Consider the following 17,321-nt stretch of genomic DNA (forward strand, 5'->3'; position numbering starts at 1 on the left):
GATGGACGAGGATCCGCTGCTGGCCGCTCTCGACCAGGTGCCGTTCATCCTGGTCGTGTGCGAGGGGCCCGACCTGCGGGTGCTCGGCCTCAGCGCGGCGACCAGGGCGGTGCTGCCCGGCCGGCCCTGGCGGGGGGTGCCGATCCGCGACGTGATCAGCGACCTGATCGGGCAGCAGTTCGTCGACGCCTACTACGAGGTGTACCGGACCGGCGAGCCGGTAACCGGCCAGGAATGGCGGGCAAATCTAGATATGCCGGATGGGTCCGTTCTAGAGATGTATGCGAACTTCACGATCACGCCCTGGCGCGCCCCCGGCGGCGGCGTCCGGGGGGTGATCGCCGTCGGCTTCGACGTGACCGAGCTCGTGCGCGAGCGGCAGGCCGCGGCCCTCGCCCAGCGCAAGTACGAGGAGAGCCTGCAGGTCATCACCTCGCTGCAGCGCGAGTTGCTGCCGGCCGGGCTGCCGGTGCTGCCGGGCCTGCGGCTGGCGGCGAGCTATCTGCTGGCCGACGCGGACACCGCGGCCGGCGGCGACTGGTTCGACGCGGTGGCGCAGCGGGACGGGCGGGTCGCGCTGATCGTCGGCGACGCGGTCGGGCACGGGGTCACCGCGTCCGGGGTGATGGGCCAGCTGCGGGCGGTGCTGCGCGACCGGCTCGACGACGGCGCCGGGATCCTCGAGGCGCTGAGCGCGGCCGACCGGTTCGCGTCGCGGTCGGCGGCGGCGCACGCGACGACCGTCTGCATGGTGTCGCTCGACCCGGTCTCGGGCGCGCTGACCTACTGCACGGCGGGCCATCCGGCCCCGCTGGTGGTGTCGCCCTCCGGGCAGACACGCTTCCTGCCGGGTACGGGCGGGGCGCCGCTGGCCACCGGCGGGTCGTTCCCGATCGGTACGGACAGCCTGGCCCCTGGCGAGCTGCTGCTGCTCTATTCCGACGGCGTCCTGGAGCGGCCCGGGCGCACCCACGCGACCGGGTCGGCCGAGCTCGCCCGGGTCGCGGCCTCCTGCGCGGCCGGGCGGGCGTTCGCCGACCCCGGCCTGTCCGCGGCCGAGCGGGTCTGCGTGCAGACGGTCGAGATGCTGGTCCGGGCCACCGGTCACCACGACGACATCACATTGCTCGCGGCCCGGCGCGTACCCGTGGCCGTTGATCTTGATCTTGATCTGCCGCCGGAACCGGCCGCGCTGAGCGGCGCCCGCGAGGCGATCGGCGAGTGGCTGGCCGCCGCCGGGGCCGCGCCGCCGGACACCTTCCGCATCCAGCACGCGGTGGGCGAGCTGATGAGCAACTCGATCGAGCACGCCGGCAGCATGGTAGCCGTGAGCGGCTGGCTGACGCCGGCCGGCGAGGCCAGGTTCTCGGTGCGCGACCAGGGCGCCTGGCTGACCCCCACGGTATCGCCGGCGCGCGGCCGCGGCCTGGCCATGGCCGCCCAGCTGGTCGACGGCCTCAAGGTCGAGCCGTCCGCCGAGGGCACCACGGCGTGGGTGCGGCACACGCTGACCCGGCCGGCCCGGCTGCTCGACGTCGCGCCGCCGGCGTCCCCGGTCCGGCCCGCGACGGCCGGCTTCCGCGTCGTCGAGGAGCCCGGCGGCGGCGAGACCCGGGTCCGCATCGAGGGCCCGGTCGACGCGGTGACCGCCGAATCCGCCCGCAAGGAGCTGCTGCGCCGCAGCCGGGGCGGCACGATCGCGCTGCGGGCCGACCTCTCCGCGGTGACGCATCTGTCCAGCGCCGGGGTGTCGGCGCTGCATCAGGTGACCGCGGTGCATCTCGAGCAGGGCGCGCCGATCACGCTGGTGGCCGCGGAGGGCACGCCGGCGCAGGTGATCCTCGATCTTGTCGGGCTGCCGCGCGAGCCGGCGTTGTCCACAGGCAGCGGCGAACTGCCCGCCGGCCTCTCTAGTATCGCGGGGTGACTTCTGACTCCGCCGCCGTCGAGGTACTGAACCGCGTCTTCGGCTACCCGTCGTTCCGCGGCGCGCAGGCCGAGATCATCGACCACGTGATCGGGGGCGGCGACGCGCTGGTGCTGATGCCGACCGGCGGCGGCAAGTCGCTGTGCTATCAGATTCCCGCGCTGGTCCGCCCGGGCACCGGCATCGTGGTGTCGCCGCTGATCGCCCTGATGCAGGATCAGGTCGACGCGCTGCGCACGCTGGGCGTCCGGGCCAACTTCCTGAATTCCTCGCAGGACTACGAGGAGCGCCGCATCGTCGAGGCCGAGTTCGTCAACGGCGAGCTCGACCTGCTCTACGTGGCGCCCGAGGGCCTCGGCGTCCCGGCCACGCAGCGGCTGCTCGACCGCGGCAAGATCTCGCTGTTCGCGATCGACGAGGCGCACTGCGTCTCGCAGTGGGGCCACGACTTCCGCCCCGACTACCTCGGCCTGTCCATGCTGCACGAGCGCTGGCCCGACGTGCCGCGCATCGCGCTGACCGCCACCGCGACCAGCGCCACCCGCGCCGAGATCGCGACCCGCCTGCGGCTCACCGGCGCCCGCCACTTCACCGCGAGCTTCGACCGGCCCAACATCCAGTACCGCATCGTGGGAAAGAACGAGCCCCGCAAGCAGCTGCTCGACCTGCTGCGCACCGAGCACGCGGGCGACTCCGGCATCGTGTACTGCTTGTCGCGCGCCTCGGTGGAGAAGACCGCGGAGTTCCTTTCCCAGCAGGGGATTCCCGCGCTGCCGTACCACGCGGGGCTGGACAGCCGCACCCGCGCCGCCAACCAGTCCCGGTTCCTGCGCGAGGACGGCCTGGTCATGGTCGCGACGATCGCCTTCGGCATGGGCATCGACAAGCCCGACGTGCGGTTCGTGGCCCACCTCGACCTGCCGAAATCGGTCGAGGGCTACTACCAGGAGACCGGCCGGGCCGGCCGCGACGGGCTGCCGTCGACGGCGTGGCTGGCCTACGGCCTGCAGGACGTCGTCCAGCAGCGCAAGATGATCGAGAGCTCGGACGGGGACACCGCCCACCGCCGCAACCTCTCCCAGCACCTCGACGCGATGCTGGCGCTGTGCGAGACGGTCTCCTGCCGGCGCGCCCAGCTGCTGGCCTATTTCGGGCAGGACGCCGCCGGGGAGAGCTGCGGCAACTGCGACACCTGCCTGACCCCGCCGTCCTCGTGGGACGGCACGATCCCCGCGCAGAAGCTGCTGTCCACCGTGCTGCGGCTGCAGCGCGAGCGCGGGCAGAAGTTCGGCGCCGGCCAGTCGATCGACATCCTGCTCGGCAAGCAGACCGACAAGGTGCGGCAGTTCCGCCACCACGAGCTGTCGGTCTTCGGCATCGGCGCCGACCTGCGCGAGCAGGAGTGGCGCGGGGTGGTGCGCAAGCTGCTGGCGGCCGGTTACCTGGCGGTCGAGGGCGAGTACGGCACGCTGGTGCTCACCCCGGCCAGCGCCGAGGTGCTGCGCGGCGAGGCCAAGGTGATGATGCGGCGCGAGGCCCCGAAGCCGCCGCGCGCGCCCCGGGCGCGTTCTGCCGGCTCCAGCTCCAGCTCGGCCGGCACGGGGTCCGCTCCCGATTTTCCCGCCGAGGCGGCGCCGGTCTTCGAGCGTCTGCGGGCCTGGCGGGCCGCCACGGCCAAGGAGCAGGGCGTGCCCGCCTACGTCATCTTCCACGACGCCACGCTGCGCGCGATCGCGACGCTGCGGCCGGCCACGCTGGCCCAGCTGGGCACGGTCTCCGGCGTCGGGCAGAACAAGCTGGCCAAATTCGGTCAGCAGGTGCTCGACACCCTCGAGGGCGCCGCGCCGGACGCCACACCGCCCACCGCCACGCCGCCGTCAGGGCGGCCCGCCGCGTCACCGCCCGCCGCGCCACCGCCCGCCACACCGCCCACCGCCACGCCGCCGTCAGGGCGGCCCGCCGCGTCACCGCCTGCTGCGCCACCGCGCGGCGCGCAGCCACCCGTCGCACCGCGGACGGCGTCCGCTGCCACGTCGCGGTCGGCGACCGGCGCGCGTCGACCGGCGGCCGCGCCCTCGCCGCGTGTGCCGGAGCACGAGCCGTTCTTCTTCGACGAGGAACCGCCCGACGAGGAGCCGCCCTACGACGACTATGACGACCGCACCTACGGCTGAGCCGCGGGGCCGGCGGGCGCATGGCCGGCGGGCGCATGGCCGGCGGGCGCCAGGGCGGCGGTGAGGCCGGCCGCGCGGACCTCCAGGGGGTCGGACATCAGCGCCGCGAAGCCCAGGTCGGCGGCGCCGATCAGGGTGGCGTCGTCGGCCAGCGCGGAGACGCTCAGCCGGGCCCGCTCGCGCGAGACCGGCATGGCGTGCTGGGCGATGCGGGCGGTCACCTGCGGCTCGGCGGCGGCGTAGACGTCGCGCAGCGTGCCGCCGAAGATGACGACGCCGGGGTTGAAGAGGTTGATCAGGTTGGCGACGCCGATGCCGAGCCAGTCGCCGATCTCGGCGACCGCCGCCGCGGCGACGCGCTCGCCCGCCACGGCGTCGCGGACCACGGCGCGTACCGCCTCGCGGCCGAACTCGCCCCGCTCCCGGCCGGCCGCGTCGAGCAGCGCGCACTCCCCCGTCTCGGCCTCCAGGCAGCCGCGGGAGCCGCACAGGCAGGGCCGGCCGTCGACCGGGTTGACGAGCATGTGGCCCACCTCGGAGGCGTACCCGCCCTCGCCGCCCAGCAGCTTGCCGCCGACCAGGATGCCGCCGCCGACGCCGACGTCGCCGTGCAGGTAGATCAGGTCGGAGGAGCCGGCGCCGGCGCCGCGCTGGAACTCGGCCAGCGCGCCCAGGTGGGCCTCGTTGCCGACGGCCACCGGCAGGCCGATGCCGAGCGCCCGGGACAGCTCGGCGCCGAAGGCCTGGTCGACCCAGCCCATCTCGGGGCCGTACCGGACCATCCCGTCGCCGGGCCGGATCATCCCGCAGTAGGACGCGCCGACCCCGGCGCAGAGCGAGCCGGGCACGATCAGCTCCCGCCCGAGCGCCGCCAGCTTGCGCACCACCGTGTCGAGGTCGACGCCGGCGCGGGGCCGGGCCGCCTCGCGCCGGTCCAGGATCCGGCCGCCCAGCCCGACCCGGGCCGCCACCAGCCGGTCCACCGCCACGTCGAAGGCGAGCACCCACACCCGCTCGGACTCGGGGACCACCACCAGCGACGGCCGGCCCGCCCGGGTGGTGCCGGCCGGATGCTCCTCGCGGACCAGCCCGGCGGCCACCAGCTCGGCCGTCCACCCGAGGATCGTGCTGCGGTTGACGCCCATCCGCTCGGCGAGCGCGGCACGCGACAGCGGCCCGCTCACATGGATGTGGTGAAGCAGGTCCCCCAGGCTAGATCGGTGCCGGTACATCCCGCCCACCAACCTAACCGGTCGCCCCCGGACTTCGCTCGTCATCGACCGGCGAGAATTGACGCATGATCAAAGGGCTGCTGCTGGACTTCTACGGCACGGTCGTCGAGGACGACGACGCCACCATGCTGGCCATCGCCGAGCGGGTCGCCGCCGGCTCGCCGGCCCGCCCGGCCGCCACCGACGTGCTGGCCGACTGGGAACGGGAGTACGCGGCCGTGGCGGCCGGAACGCCGTTCCGGAACCTGCGCGACTGCGCCGTCCGCAGCCTGGCCACCGTCATGGCCGCGCACGGCTGCCCGGGCGATCCGGCCGAGTACGGCGCCGGCCAGTTCAGCGGGCAGGTGCTGCCGCTGCGCCCGGGCACGCGGGACTTCCTGTCGCGGGTCACGGTGCCCATCTGCGTGGTCTCCGACGCCGACCACGCGGTGCTGTCGGCCGCCATCGCCCACCATGGGCTGCGCTTCGACGCCGTGGTGTGCAGCGAGCGGGTCGGCGCCTACAAGCCGCACGCCGCCATGTTCGGGCACGGCCTCGCCGCGCTCGGCCTCGACGCCGCCGACGTCATGCACGTGGGCGACTCGCTGCGGGCCGACGTGGCGGGCGCCAACGCGGCCGGCATCCGCTCGGTGTGGGTGAACCGGCACGGGCGTCCGGCCGCGGACGGCGCGGCCGCCACGCACGTGGTCGCCGACCTCTCGGAGCTGGCCGCCCACCTCTGACATCCCGCCGCCCCCTGCTGACAGCCAGCCGCCCACCTCTGACAGCCAGCCGCGCGAGCTGACGTCGATGCTTCCGGCGCTTTGCTCTGCTTCCCGCCAGGAAGCAAAGCCCCGTGCTTCCCGCCAGGAAGCAGAGCCCGGCGCTTCCCGCCAGGAAGCAGAGCCCAGCGCTTCCCGCCAGGAAGCAGAGCAAAGCGCGGGCACCCACGGGCCGGCCGCCGCCCGGCCACGGGACCGGCCTCGAACCCGGAGCGCTGCCGGTGGCGGCGTAAATGCGGTGCGGCGCCGGCGACCCGCCGACATGCTGGGCCCGTGGATTTCACCGAAGCCCTGGCCGGGCACCTGGCCGCGATCGAGGCCCGCGACCTGGCGGCCTACCTGGACACGGTCCGCGACGGCGCCGCCCTGATCATGCCGAACGGCCGCCTGCTGCAGGGGCGCGCGGCGATCGCCGACTTCCACCGCGAGTGGTTCGGCGACCCGGACTGGAGCTGGCGCCTGGCCCCCGCGCACACCGCGATCGCCGGCGACACCGCCGTGGCCGTCTTCACCGTCGACTACGCCGACCGCGACCAGCGCGGCGAGCCCTACACGACGCGCTACCTTTTGAGCCTCACCTTCGCTCGCGACGCCGGCGGCTGGCTCCTCCTGCACGACCAGAACACGCCGCTCCCCTGACACCCGGCCGCAGGAGGCCCGGCGCAGGAGGCCGCGCGGCAGCAGACCGCGCGGCGGAACCCCGGCCGCAGAAGACCGGGCCGCGGATTACCGCGCGGCGAGGGCGCCGCTGCCGGGACCGCGTAGTGCGTCAGGAACCGGCGACGTCGACCATCCACTGGATGCCGTACCTGTCCTTGCACTGGCCGAACGTGTCGCCCCACATCTGCTTCTCGAACGGGACGTGGACCTCGCCGCCCTCCGCCAGCTTTTCCCAGACCTCCTCGAGGCCCTCGCCGGGGTCGCCGCTGAGGCTGCAGGTGACGTTGTTGCCGGGAGTCAGGGTCATGCCGGGCGCGGTGTCGGAGGCCATCAGGCGGTAGCCCCGCGGGGTGTCCAGGTTGGCGTGCATGACCAGGTCTTTCGCGGACGGGTCGGGGTTGCCGAACTCGCCGAAGGTGTTGATTTTCAGGTCGCCGCCGAAGACGGACCGGTAGAACTCCATGGCCTCGCGGGCGTTGCCGTCGAAGGTCAGGTAGGGGTTGAGCTGAGACGCCATCACAGGCTCCTTTGGCTGGTATGAGCTGTCACCGGCGACGTTAGACCTCCCCACCGCAAAATTGAGCCCTCCGGAGGAGACTTCCCCCGGAGGGCTCCAGCACAGGCCCAGCACCGGCTCAGCGGTGGTCGGAACCCGTGGACTCGATCGCGGCGCGGCCGGCCTCCAGGCGGGCCACCGGCACCCGGAACGGCGAGCAGGACACGTAGTCCAGCCCCACCTCGTGGAAGAAATGCACCGACTCCGGGTCGCCGCCGTGCTCGCCGCAGACGCCCAGCTTCAGGCCGGGGCGGGCGGCGCGGCCCTCCTCGGCGGCGATCCGGACCAGCCGGCCGACGCCGTCGCGGTCGATCGACTCGAACGGGCTGATGCCGAAGATGCCCAGCTCCAGGTACCGCCAGAAGAACGCGCCCTCCACGTCGTCGCGGGAGAAGCCCCAGCCCATCTGGGTCAGGTCGTTGGTGCCGAAGGAGAAGAACTCGGCCGCCTCGGCGATCTGCCCGGCGGTCAGCGCCGCCCGGGGCACCTCGATCATCGTGCCGATCAGCACCTCCACCCCGGAGTCGCCGACCACCTCGGCGATGATCTTCTCGGCCTCCGCGCGTACCGTCTCCAGCTCCTGAACGGCGCCGACCAGCGGCACCATGATCTCCGGTCGCGGGCGGCCGCCCTCGGCGGCCAGCGCGACCGCGGCCTCCGCGATGGCCCGCACCTGCATGCCGAACAGCCCCGGGATCACCAGGCCCAGACGCACGCCGCGCAGGCCCAGCATCGGGTTCTGCTCGTGCATGCGCCGCACCGCGGCCAGCATCCGCTCGTCGCGCGGGGAGTCCTCGCCGCGCGCCTTGGCCACCGCCACCTGCACCGCCAGATCCTCCAGCGACGGCAGGAACTCGTGCAGCGGCGGGTCGATCAGCCGCACGGTGACCGGCAGGCCGTTCATCTCGCGGAAGATGTCCAGGAAGTCGGCCCGCTGCAGCGGCTGCAGGGCGCTGAGCGCGTCGTTGCGCTCGGCCTCGGTGCGCGCCAGGATCAGCCGCTCGACCAGCTCCCGGCGGTCGCCGAGGAACATGTGCTCGGTGCGGCAGAGGCCGATGCCGTGCGCGCCGAACCGCCGCGCACGCGCGGCGTCGGCGCCGGTGTCGGCGTTGGTGCGAACCTTCAGCCGGGCCTTTTCATCCGCGTGGGTCATGAGCATGTGTACGGCGGACACGAGCGGTTCGTTGGCCAGCGCCGGGTCGAGGTCGCCCTCGAAGTACTGCACCACCTCGGACGGCCGCACCGGCACCTCGCCGAGGTAGACGCGCCCGGTCGTGCCGTCGACCGAGATCACGTCGCCCTCGTGGACCACCTGGCCGCGGACGGTGAACCGGTCGCGCCCCACCTCGATGTCGTCAGCGCCGCAGACGCAGGTCTTGCCCATGCCCCGGGCGACCACGGCGGCGTGCGACGTCTTGCCGCCGCGGGAGGTGAGGATGCCCTGCGCCGCGATCATGCCGGGCAGGTCGTCGGGGTTCGTCTCCCGGCGTACCAGAATGACGTTCTTGCCTTCGCCGGCCCGCGCGACCGCCGCGGCCGACGTGAAGACCACCTCGCCGAAGGCCGCGCCCGGCGACGCGCCCACGCCGCGGGTGAGCGGCGCCGGGTCGGCGGAGAGGTCGAAGCGGGGGAACATCAGCTGGGCCAGCTGCGCGCCGGAGACCCGGGTGACCGCCTCGTCGAGATCGATCACGCCCTCCTCGACGAGCTGGGCGGCGATGGTGAAGGCGGCCGCCGCGGTGCGCTTGCCGACCCGGGTCTGCAGCATCCACAGCTTGCCGCGCTCGATGGTGAACTCGATGTCGCACAGGTCGTGGTAGTGCCCCTCGAGGGTTGCCATGATCCGCAGCAGCTCGTCGTACGACTTCTTGTCGATCTTCTCGAGGTCGGCCAGCGGGAGCGTGTTGCGGATGCCGGCCACCACGTCCTCGCCCTGCGCGTTCTGCAGGTAGTCGCCGTAGATGCCGCTCTCGCCGGTCGCCGGGTCGCGGGTGAACGCGACGCCGGTGCCGGAGTCCGGCCCGAGGTTGCCGAAGACCATCGCCACCACGTTGACGGCGGTGCCCAGATCGGCCGGGATGCGCTCCTGCCGGCGGTAGAGCACGGCGCGGTCGGCGTTCCACGAGCGGAACACCGCCTCGATCGCCAGATCGAGCTGATGGCGCGGGTCCTGCGGGAAGTCGTGGCCGACATGCTTGGCGAAGACCTTCTTGTACGCCGACACGAGCGCCCGCAGGTCGTCCGCGTCGAGCTGCACGTCGTCCTTGACGCCCTTGGCCACCTTCGCCTGGTGCAGCGCTTCCTCGAACTCCTCGCCGGGCACGTCGCACACGGTCTTGCCGAACATCTGGATGAGCCGGCGGTAGGAGTCCCACGCGAAGCGGTCGTTGCCGCCGGCCTGCCGGGACAGCCCGGCCACCGAGTCGTCGTTGAGGCCGACGTTGAGGACGGTCTCCATCATGCCGGGCATGGAGAACTTGGCCCCGGAGCGTACCGACACCAGCAGCGGGTCGGCCGGGTCGCCGAGCTTGCGGCCCATCGCCCGCTCGAGCGCCGCGAGATGCTGGTCGATCTCGTCGCCGAGGCCCTCGACGTGCGTGCCCCGGGCCAGGTAGCGCTGGCACGCCTCGGTGGTGATGGTGAAGCCGGCCGGCACGGGCAGGCCGAGGTTCGTCATCTCGGCCAGGTTGGCGCCTTTGCCGCCGAGCAGGTCCTTCATGTCCTTGTTGCCCTCGGCGAAGTCGTAGACGTACTTCTCCATGCCGACCACCTCCGGTTTCGATTCCGCGGCCGAAATGGTTTCTGCCCCGAGATTCGTAAGGCTAAGCAGACCTTGACCGAATAGTTAACCGATCCGTGGGGTTTTCCACAGGCCCTCGCAGCTCCGTGTTCGGGAAGCGCTCTCTTCGCGCAGTTCCGTGCACCCGGACCTGCGGGTAGCCTTTCGGCGTGAAAGGTCTGCGGTGGCGGAGCGAGCGGCGCCTGCGGGGCATCAGGGTCCCCCGGCCGTTCGACCTCGACGCGTTCTGCGCCGAGGTCGCCGCGAGCCGTGGCCGGCCGCTGATCCGCCGCCCGATTCCCGGCCTGTCCGCCGAGGCGCCCTGCGGCATGTGGATCGCGACCGGCCAGGCCGACCACGTCTTCTACGATCCCGGCACGTCGCCGCTGCACGCCGAGCACATCGTGCTGCACGAGCTCGCGCACATCCTCTGCGGTCACACCGGCTCCGCGGGCGCGCTCGCCCGGCTGTTCCCCGACCTCGACGCGGCGACGGTCAGCCAGGTGCTGGGCCGGGTCAGCTACACGTGCGAGCAGGAGCGCGAGGCCGAGATGGTGGCCTCGCTGATCCGCGGCCGTGCGGCGCCCCCGCCGGGCACGATCGGCCGGGTGGCCGGCGCCTTCGGCTTCGTCGAGTGAGCCCGGACGTCGCGCTGCTGGCGCTCCTGTGGGGCGCCACGGTCGCGCGGCTGCCGACGCTCTGGCGCGACCGGCGGCAGCAAGCGATGTGGGCGACGCTGTGCGCCGGGACGCTGACCGAGACCGCGACGTTCCCGCCGGTCGCGCGGGCGGCCGGCTGGCCGATCCTGCCGCACCTGCTCGGCGCGCTCACCGCGTTCCTGCTGCTGCGCTTCCTGGCGCTGCTGACCGGCACCGGCGGCCGGCGCTGGCCGGTCGCGCTCACCTCGGCGGTGCTGGTCGCGCTGCTCACCCTGGACGTCGTCGCGGGTGGGATCGACACCAGCCCGGCCCGGCTCAGCGGCGACCTCTCGGCGGCGACGGTCGCCTACTGGGTGGTGCTCGAGGGCTTTCTCGGCGCGGTGCTGGTCAGCACGACGCTGCTGTTCTGGTCGGTGGCCCGGGACGCGCCGGCCGGCCTGCCCCGGCTCGGGCTGCGCACGATCGCGGTCGGCGCCGCGATGATCGCGGTCTACGCGGCGGCCAAGACCGTCCTGATCGTGCTGCACGGCGCCGGCGTGCCGATCGACTTTCCGGAAGTGGCTCCGGGCGGGCGGCTGCTGCAGGGCGCGGGCACGCTGCTGGCGGTGGCCGGGGCCCTGGTGCCGGCCGGGCGGCGGGCGCGCTCGGTCCTCGGCACGTACCGCGACCTGCTGGTGCTGCGGCCGCTGTGGACGGCCATGCGGGACGCGTTCCCCGAGGTCATCCTGTTCACGCCGCGGCGGGCGGTGATCGAGATGGCCGGCGTGGACGATGTGCACCTGCGGCTCTACCGGCGGGTCATCGAGATCCGGGACGGGATGCTGGCGCTCCGGCCGTACCTCCCGGGGGTGGAGCATGAGACGCCGGAGGCGGAAGCCGCGGCCATCGCCGAGGCGCTGCGGCGTCGCGCCGCCGGTGTGGCGCCGGCCGCGGACCATCGCGGGTTCGCCGAGATCGGCCCGGAGATGTCCGACGAGGTGGCCTGGCTGAGCCGGGTGAGCCGCGCCTACCGCAAGGGCGGGTTCACGGCTCGCGCTGCTCCGACTCCCAGACCTTCCGGATCAGCTCGCTGATCGTCTCGCGGCCGCGCGGCGAGACGTCGGCCGCGCGCAACGCGATCTCGGTGACGCCGGCGTCGCGAATGGTCCGGAGCAGCTCGAGCTGGGCGTCGACCCGGGCGGTCTGCTCGTCGTCGAGGAAATACGAGACCGGCACGCCGAAATAGGTCGCCAGCGCGGTCAGGTGCTGGACCGTCGGGTTGTCGCGGCGGCCGGTGCGCAGCTGCCAGATGTAGGTGTGCGAGATCGGCACACCCTGCTCGCGGCGGATCGCCTCGGCGACCGTCATGTGGCTCGGCTCCGCCTGGCCCGGGGCGCGGACCTGGCGGAACAACCGGTCGAGCTTTTCCGCGATGGAGAAGGCGCCCATCACGCCCCTCCCTCCCGGTGCCCTATCTCGGCGCTCGGACGCCCATGAGCAGGGACGCTTGCCGCGTCCATGCACATCCCCCGATGCAGGGCGTCATAAACTGTGGTTGATGAGACGGTCACGAGCCTAGGCCACCGGACCGCGCCGCTCAAGTAGGGCCGGCCCCGAGCAGGGCCGGCCGGGCGCGGACATCGTGGAGAGATCGTCGCCGGAACGCGGATCGTCGCCGGAAGTTCGTCGGCGGAAAAGGTAGACGCCGCTGCGAATTCCACGGGGGAAGAACTCGCAACGGCGCACGCCGAACATTAGACGACCCCGGCGGGTCTGTCTATCCCACCCGCTGCACGACCGTGCCGACCAGCTTTTTCCAGTCCTGGTCGAAGCCCGGGCCGGTGCTCGCGTTGTCCAGCTGGTAGAGCGCGTACGCGTCGACGAGCACCACATTCGACGTCTGCACGACCACGACGGCGGTGTCGGCCGTGCCGGGGTGGCCGGCCTCGTACTTCTTGTGCCGGATCACCACGAACCCGGTCCATCCGCCCTCGTCGAGCGGCTGCACCTCGACGGTCTCGGTGTAGGCCGGCTCGTTGCGGTCGCTGGTCTTGACGGCCGGCACCGACAGGCTCTTGCGGCAGCCGTCGGCCACGCCGCGCAGCCCGGCCAGGGCGGCGTCGGCGCCGGACTTGTTGCCGTAGACCAGGGCGATCTGCTCGAGGGTCTGCGCGCCCTTCTCCCCCTCGTCGACCAGCGGCGCCGCGACGACCTGGCCACCCGGCGGCACGGTCGGCGGGGTGGTGGTGCCGCCGCAGATGCTCATCAGCTGGTTGGGGTCGGCGCTCTCCTCGGGGGCCTTCCAGGTCGGCCCGACCTCGGACGCCTGCAGCAGCGCGCCGCGCATGGTGGTGGCGGTGATCAGGCCCCGGCCGGGTTGCTCGCCGTCGTCGCCGGAGTCGCTGCAGGCGGCCGTCACGGCGAGGGCGCAGAGGGCGGTGACGGCGATGCCGGCGGCTCGGGCGGCGGCTCGGGCAGCGGCTCGGGGGGTGGCGAACATCGGGCCATCTTTGCAGAAGTTCCGCCGGGCGCCGACTGGCGTACCGACGGTGACCGGGCGGCTCCGGCGAGCGGTCGCGCGGGGTGCCGGTGGCGGGTTACGTTGACCGGAAACCCGTCGGTGGGGAGGTCGCTGGTGGCTGATGTCGGGAAGCTTGCCGAGCGGCTGCGGGCCGCGCTCGGGGCCAGGCGGGTGATCACCGATCGGCAGGAGCTGCGCACCTACGAGTGCGACGGGCTGGCGCATTACAAGGTGATTCCGGCGCTGGTGGCGCTGCCGGCGGACGCCGGGCAGACCGCGGCCGTGGTGCGGGCCTGCGTCGACGCCGGGGTGCCGTTCGTGGCGCGCGGGTCGGGCACCGGGCTGTCCGGGGGAGCGCTTCCGCACGCCGACGGGGTGCTGATCGTGACGGCGCAGATGCGCCAGATCCGGGCGGTCGACCCCGCCGACGAGCGGGCCGTGGTCGAGCCGGGAGTGATCAATCTGCACGTGACGCGGGCGGCCACGCCGCACGGGTACTACTACGCGCCGGACCCGTCCAGCCAGCAGATCTGCTCGATCGGGGGCAACGTGGCGGAGAACTCGGGCGGGGCGCACTGCCTGAAGTACGGGTTCACCACCAACCATGTGACCGGGCTGCAGGTGGTCACGCCGGACGGGGAGATCACCCGGCTGGGCGGGCGCTCGCTCGACCCGCCGGGGTACGACCTGCTCGGCGCGTTCGTCGGGTCGGAGGGGACGCTGGGCGTGGCGACCGAGGTGACGGTGCGGCTGACCCGGCTGCCGGAGGCGGTGCGGACGCTGCTGGCGGCGTTCCACGGCACCGATGAGGCGGGGGCCGCCACCTCGGCGATCATCGGGGCCGGGGTGGTGCCGGCGGCGATCGAGATGATGGACGCGCTCGCCATCGAGGCGGCCGAGGCCGCGGTCGCCTGCGGGTATCCGCAGGGCGCGGGCGCCGTGCTGATCGTCGAGCTGGACGGGCCGGCCGCCGAGGTGGCGGCGCAGTTCGACGAGGTGACCCGGCTGTGCGAGGAGAACGGGGCCTTCGAGATCCGGATCGCAGCCGACGACGCCGAGCGCGCCCTGTTCTGGAAGGGGCGCAAGTCGGCGTTCGCGGCGGTGGGCCGGATCAGCCCGGACTACATCGTGCAGGACGGCGTGATCCCGCGGACCGCGCTGCCCGAGGTGCTGCGCCGCATCGGCGACCTGGCCACGTCGCACGGGGTGCGGGTGGCCAACGTGTTCCACGCCGGCGACGGCAACCTGCATCCGCTCGTGCTGTTCGACGACGGGGTGGCGGGCGAGGCCGAGCGGGCCGAGGCGGCCTCCGGCGCGATCATCGACCTCTGCATCGAGTACGGCGGGTCGATCACCGGCGAGCACGGGGTCGGCGCCGACAAGGCCAAGTACATGCCGCGCATGTTCACCGACGACGACCTCGACACGATGCAGCTGGTCCGCTGCGCCTTCGACCCGGCGGGGCTGGCCAACCCGGGCAAGGTCTTCCCGACCCCGCGGCTGTGCGGCGAGCGTCCCGGCCGCCACCGGGGCGCGCACCCGCCGCAGGAGGCCGCCGAACCCGGCTGGCAGGGCGCGGAGGTCTTCTGATGCCGGTCCTCGACGATCTGACCCGGCCGGCGAAGGACGACGATGTGGTCGGCGGCGTGCCGGCCCGCCTGGTCGCCGCGCCGGCCAGCACCGAGGAGGCGGCCGCGCTGATCCGGGCCGCGCAGGATCTCGCCGTGGTGGTCCGCGGAGCGGGCACGAAGATCGACTGGGGCGTCCCGCCGCGCGAGCTCGACCTGATCATCGACACCCACCGGATCAGCGGGGTCGTCGAGCACGCGGCCGGCGACCTGATCACCGTCGTCCGGGCCGGGACGCCGCTGCGGGACATCGATCTCGGCGACCAGGTGCTCGCGCTCGACGGCCCGGCGGGGGCGACGGTCGGCGGTACGGTGGCGACCGGCACCAGCGGGCCGCGGCGGCTCCACTACGGCGGCGTCCGCGACCTGCTGATCGGCATCACCGTGGTGCGCCCGGACGGCAAGGTGGCCAAGGCCGGCGGCAAGGTCGTCAAGAACGTCGCCGGGTACGACCTGGGCAAGCTGTTCACCGGCTCGTACGGCACGCTGGGGCTGATCACCGAGTGCGCGTTCCGGCTGCATCCCCGCCCCCGCGCCGCGTCCTATGTGGTGGCCAAGGCGCCTCCCGCCGACGCCGCCCGGGTACGGGAGGCGCGGGTGGCGCCGGCCGCGATCGAGTACGACTCGGCCACCGGCGAGCTGGCCGTCCTGATCGAGGGGACCGCCGAGGGCGTACGGGAACGGTCTTTGAAAATCGCCGAGCTGATCGGCGGCGATGTCGCGGATGGGCCACCCGGCTGGTGGGGTGTGGACCCGTGGCCGGAGGGCGGGATCGCGATGAAGCTGTCGGTGCCGCTGTCCAAGGTGCCCGATCTCGTCGATGGGGGCGACCCGGTGCGAGGTTCGGCGGGCACCGGGGTGCTCTACGCGGGCGCGGCCGGGATCACCGAGGTGGAACGGCTGCGCGGCCTGTGCGTGCGGCTGGGCGGGCATGCGGTCGTGCTCACCGCGCCGCCGCCGGTGCGGGACATCCTCGACATGTGGGGGCCGGTGCCGGGGCTCGCGCTGATGCGCCGGATCAAGGACCAGTTCGATCCGGGGCATCGGTTCGCGCCCGGCCGCTTCGTGGGAGGGATCTGATGGTCGACGCCACCTGGGGCACCGGCGAGGCGCCGCGCGACGTGCTGGGTCCCGTCAAAGCCGAGCCGGCCTTCGATGACGACCATCCGCCGCGCAAGGACCTGATCGCGGACTGCGTGCACTGCGGGTTCTGCCTGCCCACCTGCCCGACCTACGTGCTGTGGGGCGCCGAGGCCGACTCTCCGCGCGGCCGGATCTACCTGATGAACGAGGGCGTCGGCGGCGAGCCGCTCAGCGACTCGATGGTCGAGCATTTCGACCGGTGCCTCGGCTGCATGTCGTGCGTGACCGCCTGCCCGTCGGGCGTGCGATACGACCGGCTGATCGAGGACACTCGCGCTCAGATCGAGCGCCGCCACACGCGTACGCCGAAAGACCGTGCCCTGCGCGCCGCGATCTTCGCCCTGTTCCCGTACCCGAAGCGCCTCCGACTGCTGCGGGGCCCGCTCCGGGCGTACCAAATCTCTGGTCTGCAAAGCCTGGTGGCCCGCACCGGTCTGCTGGCGCGACTCGCGCCCACGCTCGCGACCCTCGACTCGCTCGCGCCGCGGCTGCGAAGCGTGCCGCGACCGCCGCGCCGGATCCCGGCGCGCGGCCGGCGCCGGGCCGTCGTCGGGATGCTGACCGGGTGCGTGCAGAGCGCGTTCTTCCCCGACGTCAACTCGGCCACCGTGCGGGTGCTGGCCGCCGAGGGCTGCGAGGTGCTGATCCCGCCGGCGCAGGGCTGCTGCGGCGCGCTGAGCGTCCACAACGGACGCAAGGAGGAGGCCAAGCGGTTCGCCCGCCGGCTCATCGCCCTCTTCGAGAAGACCGGGATGGACTACTTCGTGGTGAACGCGGCCGGCTGCGGGTCGTCGCTCAAGGAGTACGACGAGCTGCTCGCCGACGACCCCGCCTACGCCTCGCGGGCCAAGGCCTTCACCGCGAAGGTGCGCGACCTGGCCGAGCTGCTCGCCGAGCTGGGGCCGGTCGCCACCCGGCACCCGCTCGACGTTACCGTCGCCTACCACGACGCCTGCCACCTCGCGCATGCGCAGGGCATCCGGGCCCAGCCGCGCGCGCTGCTGCGGGGCATCCCCGGGCTGACCCTCAAGGAGATCGCCGACCCGGAGATCTGCTGCGGCTCGGCCGGCGTCTGGAACGTGCTCAACCCGGAACCGGCGGCCCAGCTGGGCGATCGCAAGGCCGCCGACGTCCTGGCCACCGGCGCGTCGGTGCTGGTGACCGCGAATCCCGGCTGCCTGATGCAGGTCGCGGCCGGGATCCGGCGGCAGGGCGGCGCGATCGCGCTCGCGCACACCGCCCAGGTGCTCGACGCGTCGATCCGAGATCTGGGCGCCGGCGCGCTGGTGAGCGGCCGCTGAC

Annotated in this window: 14 protein-coding genes; 9 read left to right on the plus strand and 5 right to left on the minus strand. The window is 73.4% G+C overall.

What is annotated here, in order from left to right; all coding sequences use genetic code 11:
- The first annotated feature begins 1 nt into the window (after position 1).
- Entirely contained in the window at positions 2 to 1,927 is a 1,926-nt protein-coding gene (locus ACFQS1_RS28015) for a SpoIIE family protein phosphatase (RefSeq protein WP_378973978.1), read from the plus strand.
- Positions 1,924 to 4,101 carry a DNA helicase RecQ gene (gene recQ / locus ACFQS1_RS28020; RefSeq protein WP_378973981.1) on the plus strand — a complete coding sequence of 726 codons (2,178 nt, stop codon included), beginning with the start codon at positions 1,924 to 1,926 and terminating at the stop codon, positions 4,099 to 4,101. The genes ACFQS1_RS28015 and recQ overlap by 4 nt, the downstream gene beginning before the upstream one ends.
- Here the strand turns inward: recQ and ACFQS1_RS28025 are convergent.
- A complete protein-coding gene (locus ACFQS1_RS28025) occupies positions 4,092 to 5,333 on the minus strand; it encodes an ROK family protein (protein WP_378973983.1) in 1,242 nt (413 codons plus the stop codon). The two genes, recQ and ACFQS1_RS28025, sit on opposite strands and share 10 nt — an antisense overlap.
- A 65-nt stretch (positions 5,334 to 5,398) precedes the next feature.
- On the opposite strand from ACFQS1_RS28025, the gene ACFQS1_RS28030 reads away from it, so the two are divergent.
- Together ACFQS1_RS28030 and ACFQS1_RS28035 are read left to right on the plus strand one after the other, a co-directional pair.
- Complete coding sequence (locus ACFQS1_RS28030; protein ID WP_378973985.1) at positions 5,399 to 6,055, plus strand: HAD family hydrolase; 657 nt, start codon at positions 5,399 to 5,401, stop codon at positions 6,053 to 6,055.
- Between the two features lie 312 nt (positions 6,056 to 6,367).
- The gene (locus ACFQS1_RS28035; protein WP_378973988.1) at positions 6,368 to 6,733 is read left to right on the plus strand and encodes a YybH family protein; all 366 of its coding nucleotides are present in this window, start codon (positions 6,368 to 6,370) and stop codon (positions 6,731 to 6,733) included.
- A 130-nt stretch (positions 6,734 to 6,863) separates the two neighbouring features.
- On the opposite strand, the gene ACFQS1_RS28040 is transcribed toward ACFQS1_RS28035, so the two are convergent.
- Together ACFQS1_RS28040 and ppdK are read right to left on the minus strand one after the other, a co-directional pair.
- A complete protein-coding gene (locus ACFQS1_RS28040; protein ID WP_378973990.1) occupies positions 6,864 to 7,271 on the minus strand; it encodes a VOC family protein in 408 nt (135 codons plus the stop codon).
- A gap of 118 nt (positions 7,272 to 7,389) precedes the next feature.
- Positions 7,390 to 10,071, minus strand: coding sequence for a pyruvate, phosphate dikinase (ppdK, locus tag ACFQS1_RS28045; protein ID WP_378973992.1), 2,682 nt, complete (start codon positions 10,069 to 10,071; stop codon positions 7,390 to 7,392).
- A 188-nt stretch (positions 10,072 to 10,259) separates the two neighbouring features.
- Here ppdK and ACFQS1_RS28050 point away from each other — a divergent pair, with 188 nt between their 5' ends.
- Both ACFQS1_RS28050 and ACFQS1_RS28055 read left to right on the plus strand, forming a co-directional pair.
- Entirely contained in the window at positions 10,260 to 10,727 is a 468-nt protein-coding gene (locus ACFQS1_RS28050; RefSeq protein WP_378973995.1) for a hypothetical protein, read from the plus strand.
- On the plus strand, positions 10,724 to 11,821 hold the full coding sequence (locus ACFQS1_RS28055; RefSeq protein WP_378973998.1) for an MAB_1171c family putative transporter: 1,098 nt from the start codon (positions 10,724 to 10,726) through the stop codon (positions 11,819 to 11,821). The genes ACFQS1_RS28050 and ACFQS1_RS28055 overlap by 4 nt, the downstream gene beginning before the upstream one ends.
- Here ACFQS1_RS28055 and ACFQS1_RS28060 read toward each other — a convergent pair.
- Together ACFQS1_RS28060 and ACFQS1_RS28065 are read right to left on the minus strand one after the other, a co-directional pair.
- Positions 11,772 to 12,176, minus strand: a complete 405-nt coding sequence (locus tag ACFQS1_RS28060; protein WP_378974000.1) for a helix-turn-helix domain-containing protein — start codon at positions 12,174 to 12,176, stop codon at positions 11,772 to 11,774. The two genes, ACFQS1_RS28055 and ACFQS1_RS28060, sit on opposite strands and share 50 nt — an antisense overlap.
- A 328-nt stretch (positions 12,177 to 12,504) precedes the next feature.
- Positions 12,505 to 13,227 carry a hypothetical protein gene (locus tag ACFQS1_RS28065; protein WP_378974003.1) on the minus strand — a complete coding sequence of 241 codons (723 nt, stop codon included), beginning with the start codon at positions 13,225 to 13,227 and terminating at the stop codon, positions 12,505 to 12,507.
- A 135-nt stretch (positions 13,228 to 13,362) separates the two neighbouring features.
- Here ACFQS1_RS28065 and ACFQS1_RS28070 point away from each other — a divergent pair, with 135 nt between their 5' ends.
- From ACFQS1_RS28070 to ACFQS1_RS28080, 3 genes are read left to right on the plus strand one after another with little or no spacing between them, the layout of a single operon-like run.
- On the plus strand, positions 13,363 to 14,838 hold the full coding sequence (locus ACFQS1_RS28070) for an FAD-linked oxidase C-terminal domain-containing protein (RefSeq protein WP_378974005.1): 1,476 nt from the start codon (positions 13,363 to 13,365) through the stop codon (positions 14,836 to 14,838).
- Positions 14,838 to 15,956: an FAD-binding oxidoreductase gene (locus tag ACFQS1_RS28075; protein ID WP_378974008.1), complete on the plus strand. Its 1,119-nt coding sequence runs from the start codon at positions 14,838 to 14,840 to the stop codon at positions 15,954 to 15,956. The genes ACFQS1_RS28070 and ACFQS1_RS28075 overlap by 1 nt, the downstream gene beginning before the upstream one ends.
- Positions 15,956 to 17,320, plus strand: coding sequence for a (Fe-S)-binding protein (locus ACFQS1_RS28080; protein ID WP_378974011.1), 1,365 nt, complete (start codon positions 15,956 to 15,958; stop codon positions 17,318 to 17,320). Before ACFQS1_RS28075 ends, ACFQS1_RS28080 begins: the two co-directional genes overlap by 1 nt.
- Position 17,321: the final 1 nt, after the last annotated feature.

This window comes from Paractinoplanes rhizophilus (assembly GCF_042664765.1).
GTDB lineage: Bacteria > Actinomycetota > Actinomycetes > Mycobacteriales > Micromonosporaceae > Actinoplanes > Actinoplanes rhizophilus.

Coding starts and splice junctions, on each gene's coding strand:
- ACFQS1_RS28015 (WP_378973978.1), top strand. CDS start 2: ATGGACGAGGATCCGCTGCTGGCCGCTCTCGACCAGGTGCCGTTCATC.
- ACFQS1_RS28025 (WP_378973983.1), bottom strand. CDS start 5,333: ATGTACCGGCACCGATCTAGCCTGGGGGACCTGCTTCACCACATCCAT.
- ACFQS1_RS28030 (WP_378973985.1), top strand. CDS start 5,399: ATGATCAAAGGGCTGCTGCTGGACTTCTACGGCACGGTCGTCGAGGAC.
- ACFQS1_RS28040 (WP_378973990.1), bottom strand. CDS start 7,271: ATGGCGTCTCAGCTCAACCCCTACCTGACCTTCGACGGCAACGCCCGC.
- ppdK (WP_378973992.1), bottom strand. CDS start 10,071: ATGGAGAAGTACGTCTACGACTTCGCCGAGGGCAACAAGGACATGAAG.
- ACFQS1_RS28060 (WP_378974000.1), bottom strand. CDS start 12,176: ATGGGCGCCTTCTCCATCGCGGAAAAGCTCGACCGGTTGTTCCGCCAG.
- ACFQS1_RS28065 (WP_378974003.1), bottom strand. CDS start 13,227: ATGTTCGCCACCCCCCGAGCCGCTGCCCGAGCCGCCGCCCGAGCCGCC.
- ACFQS1_RS28075 (WP_378974008.1), top strand. CDS start 14,838: ATGCCGGTCCTCGACGATCTGACCCGGCCGGCGAAGGACGACGATGTG.
- ACFQS1_RS28080 (WP_378974011.1), top strand. CDS start 15,956: ATGGTCGACGCCACCTGGGGCACCGGCGAGGCGCCGCGCGACGTGCTG.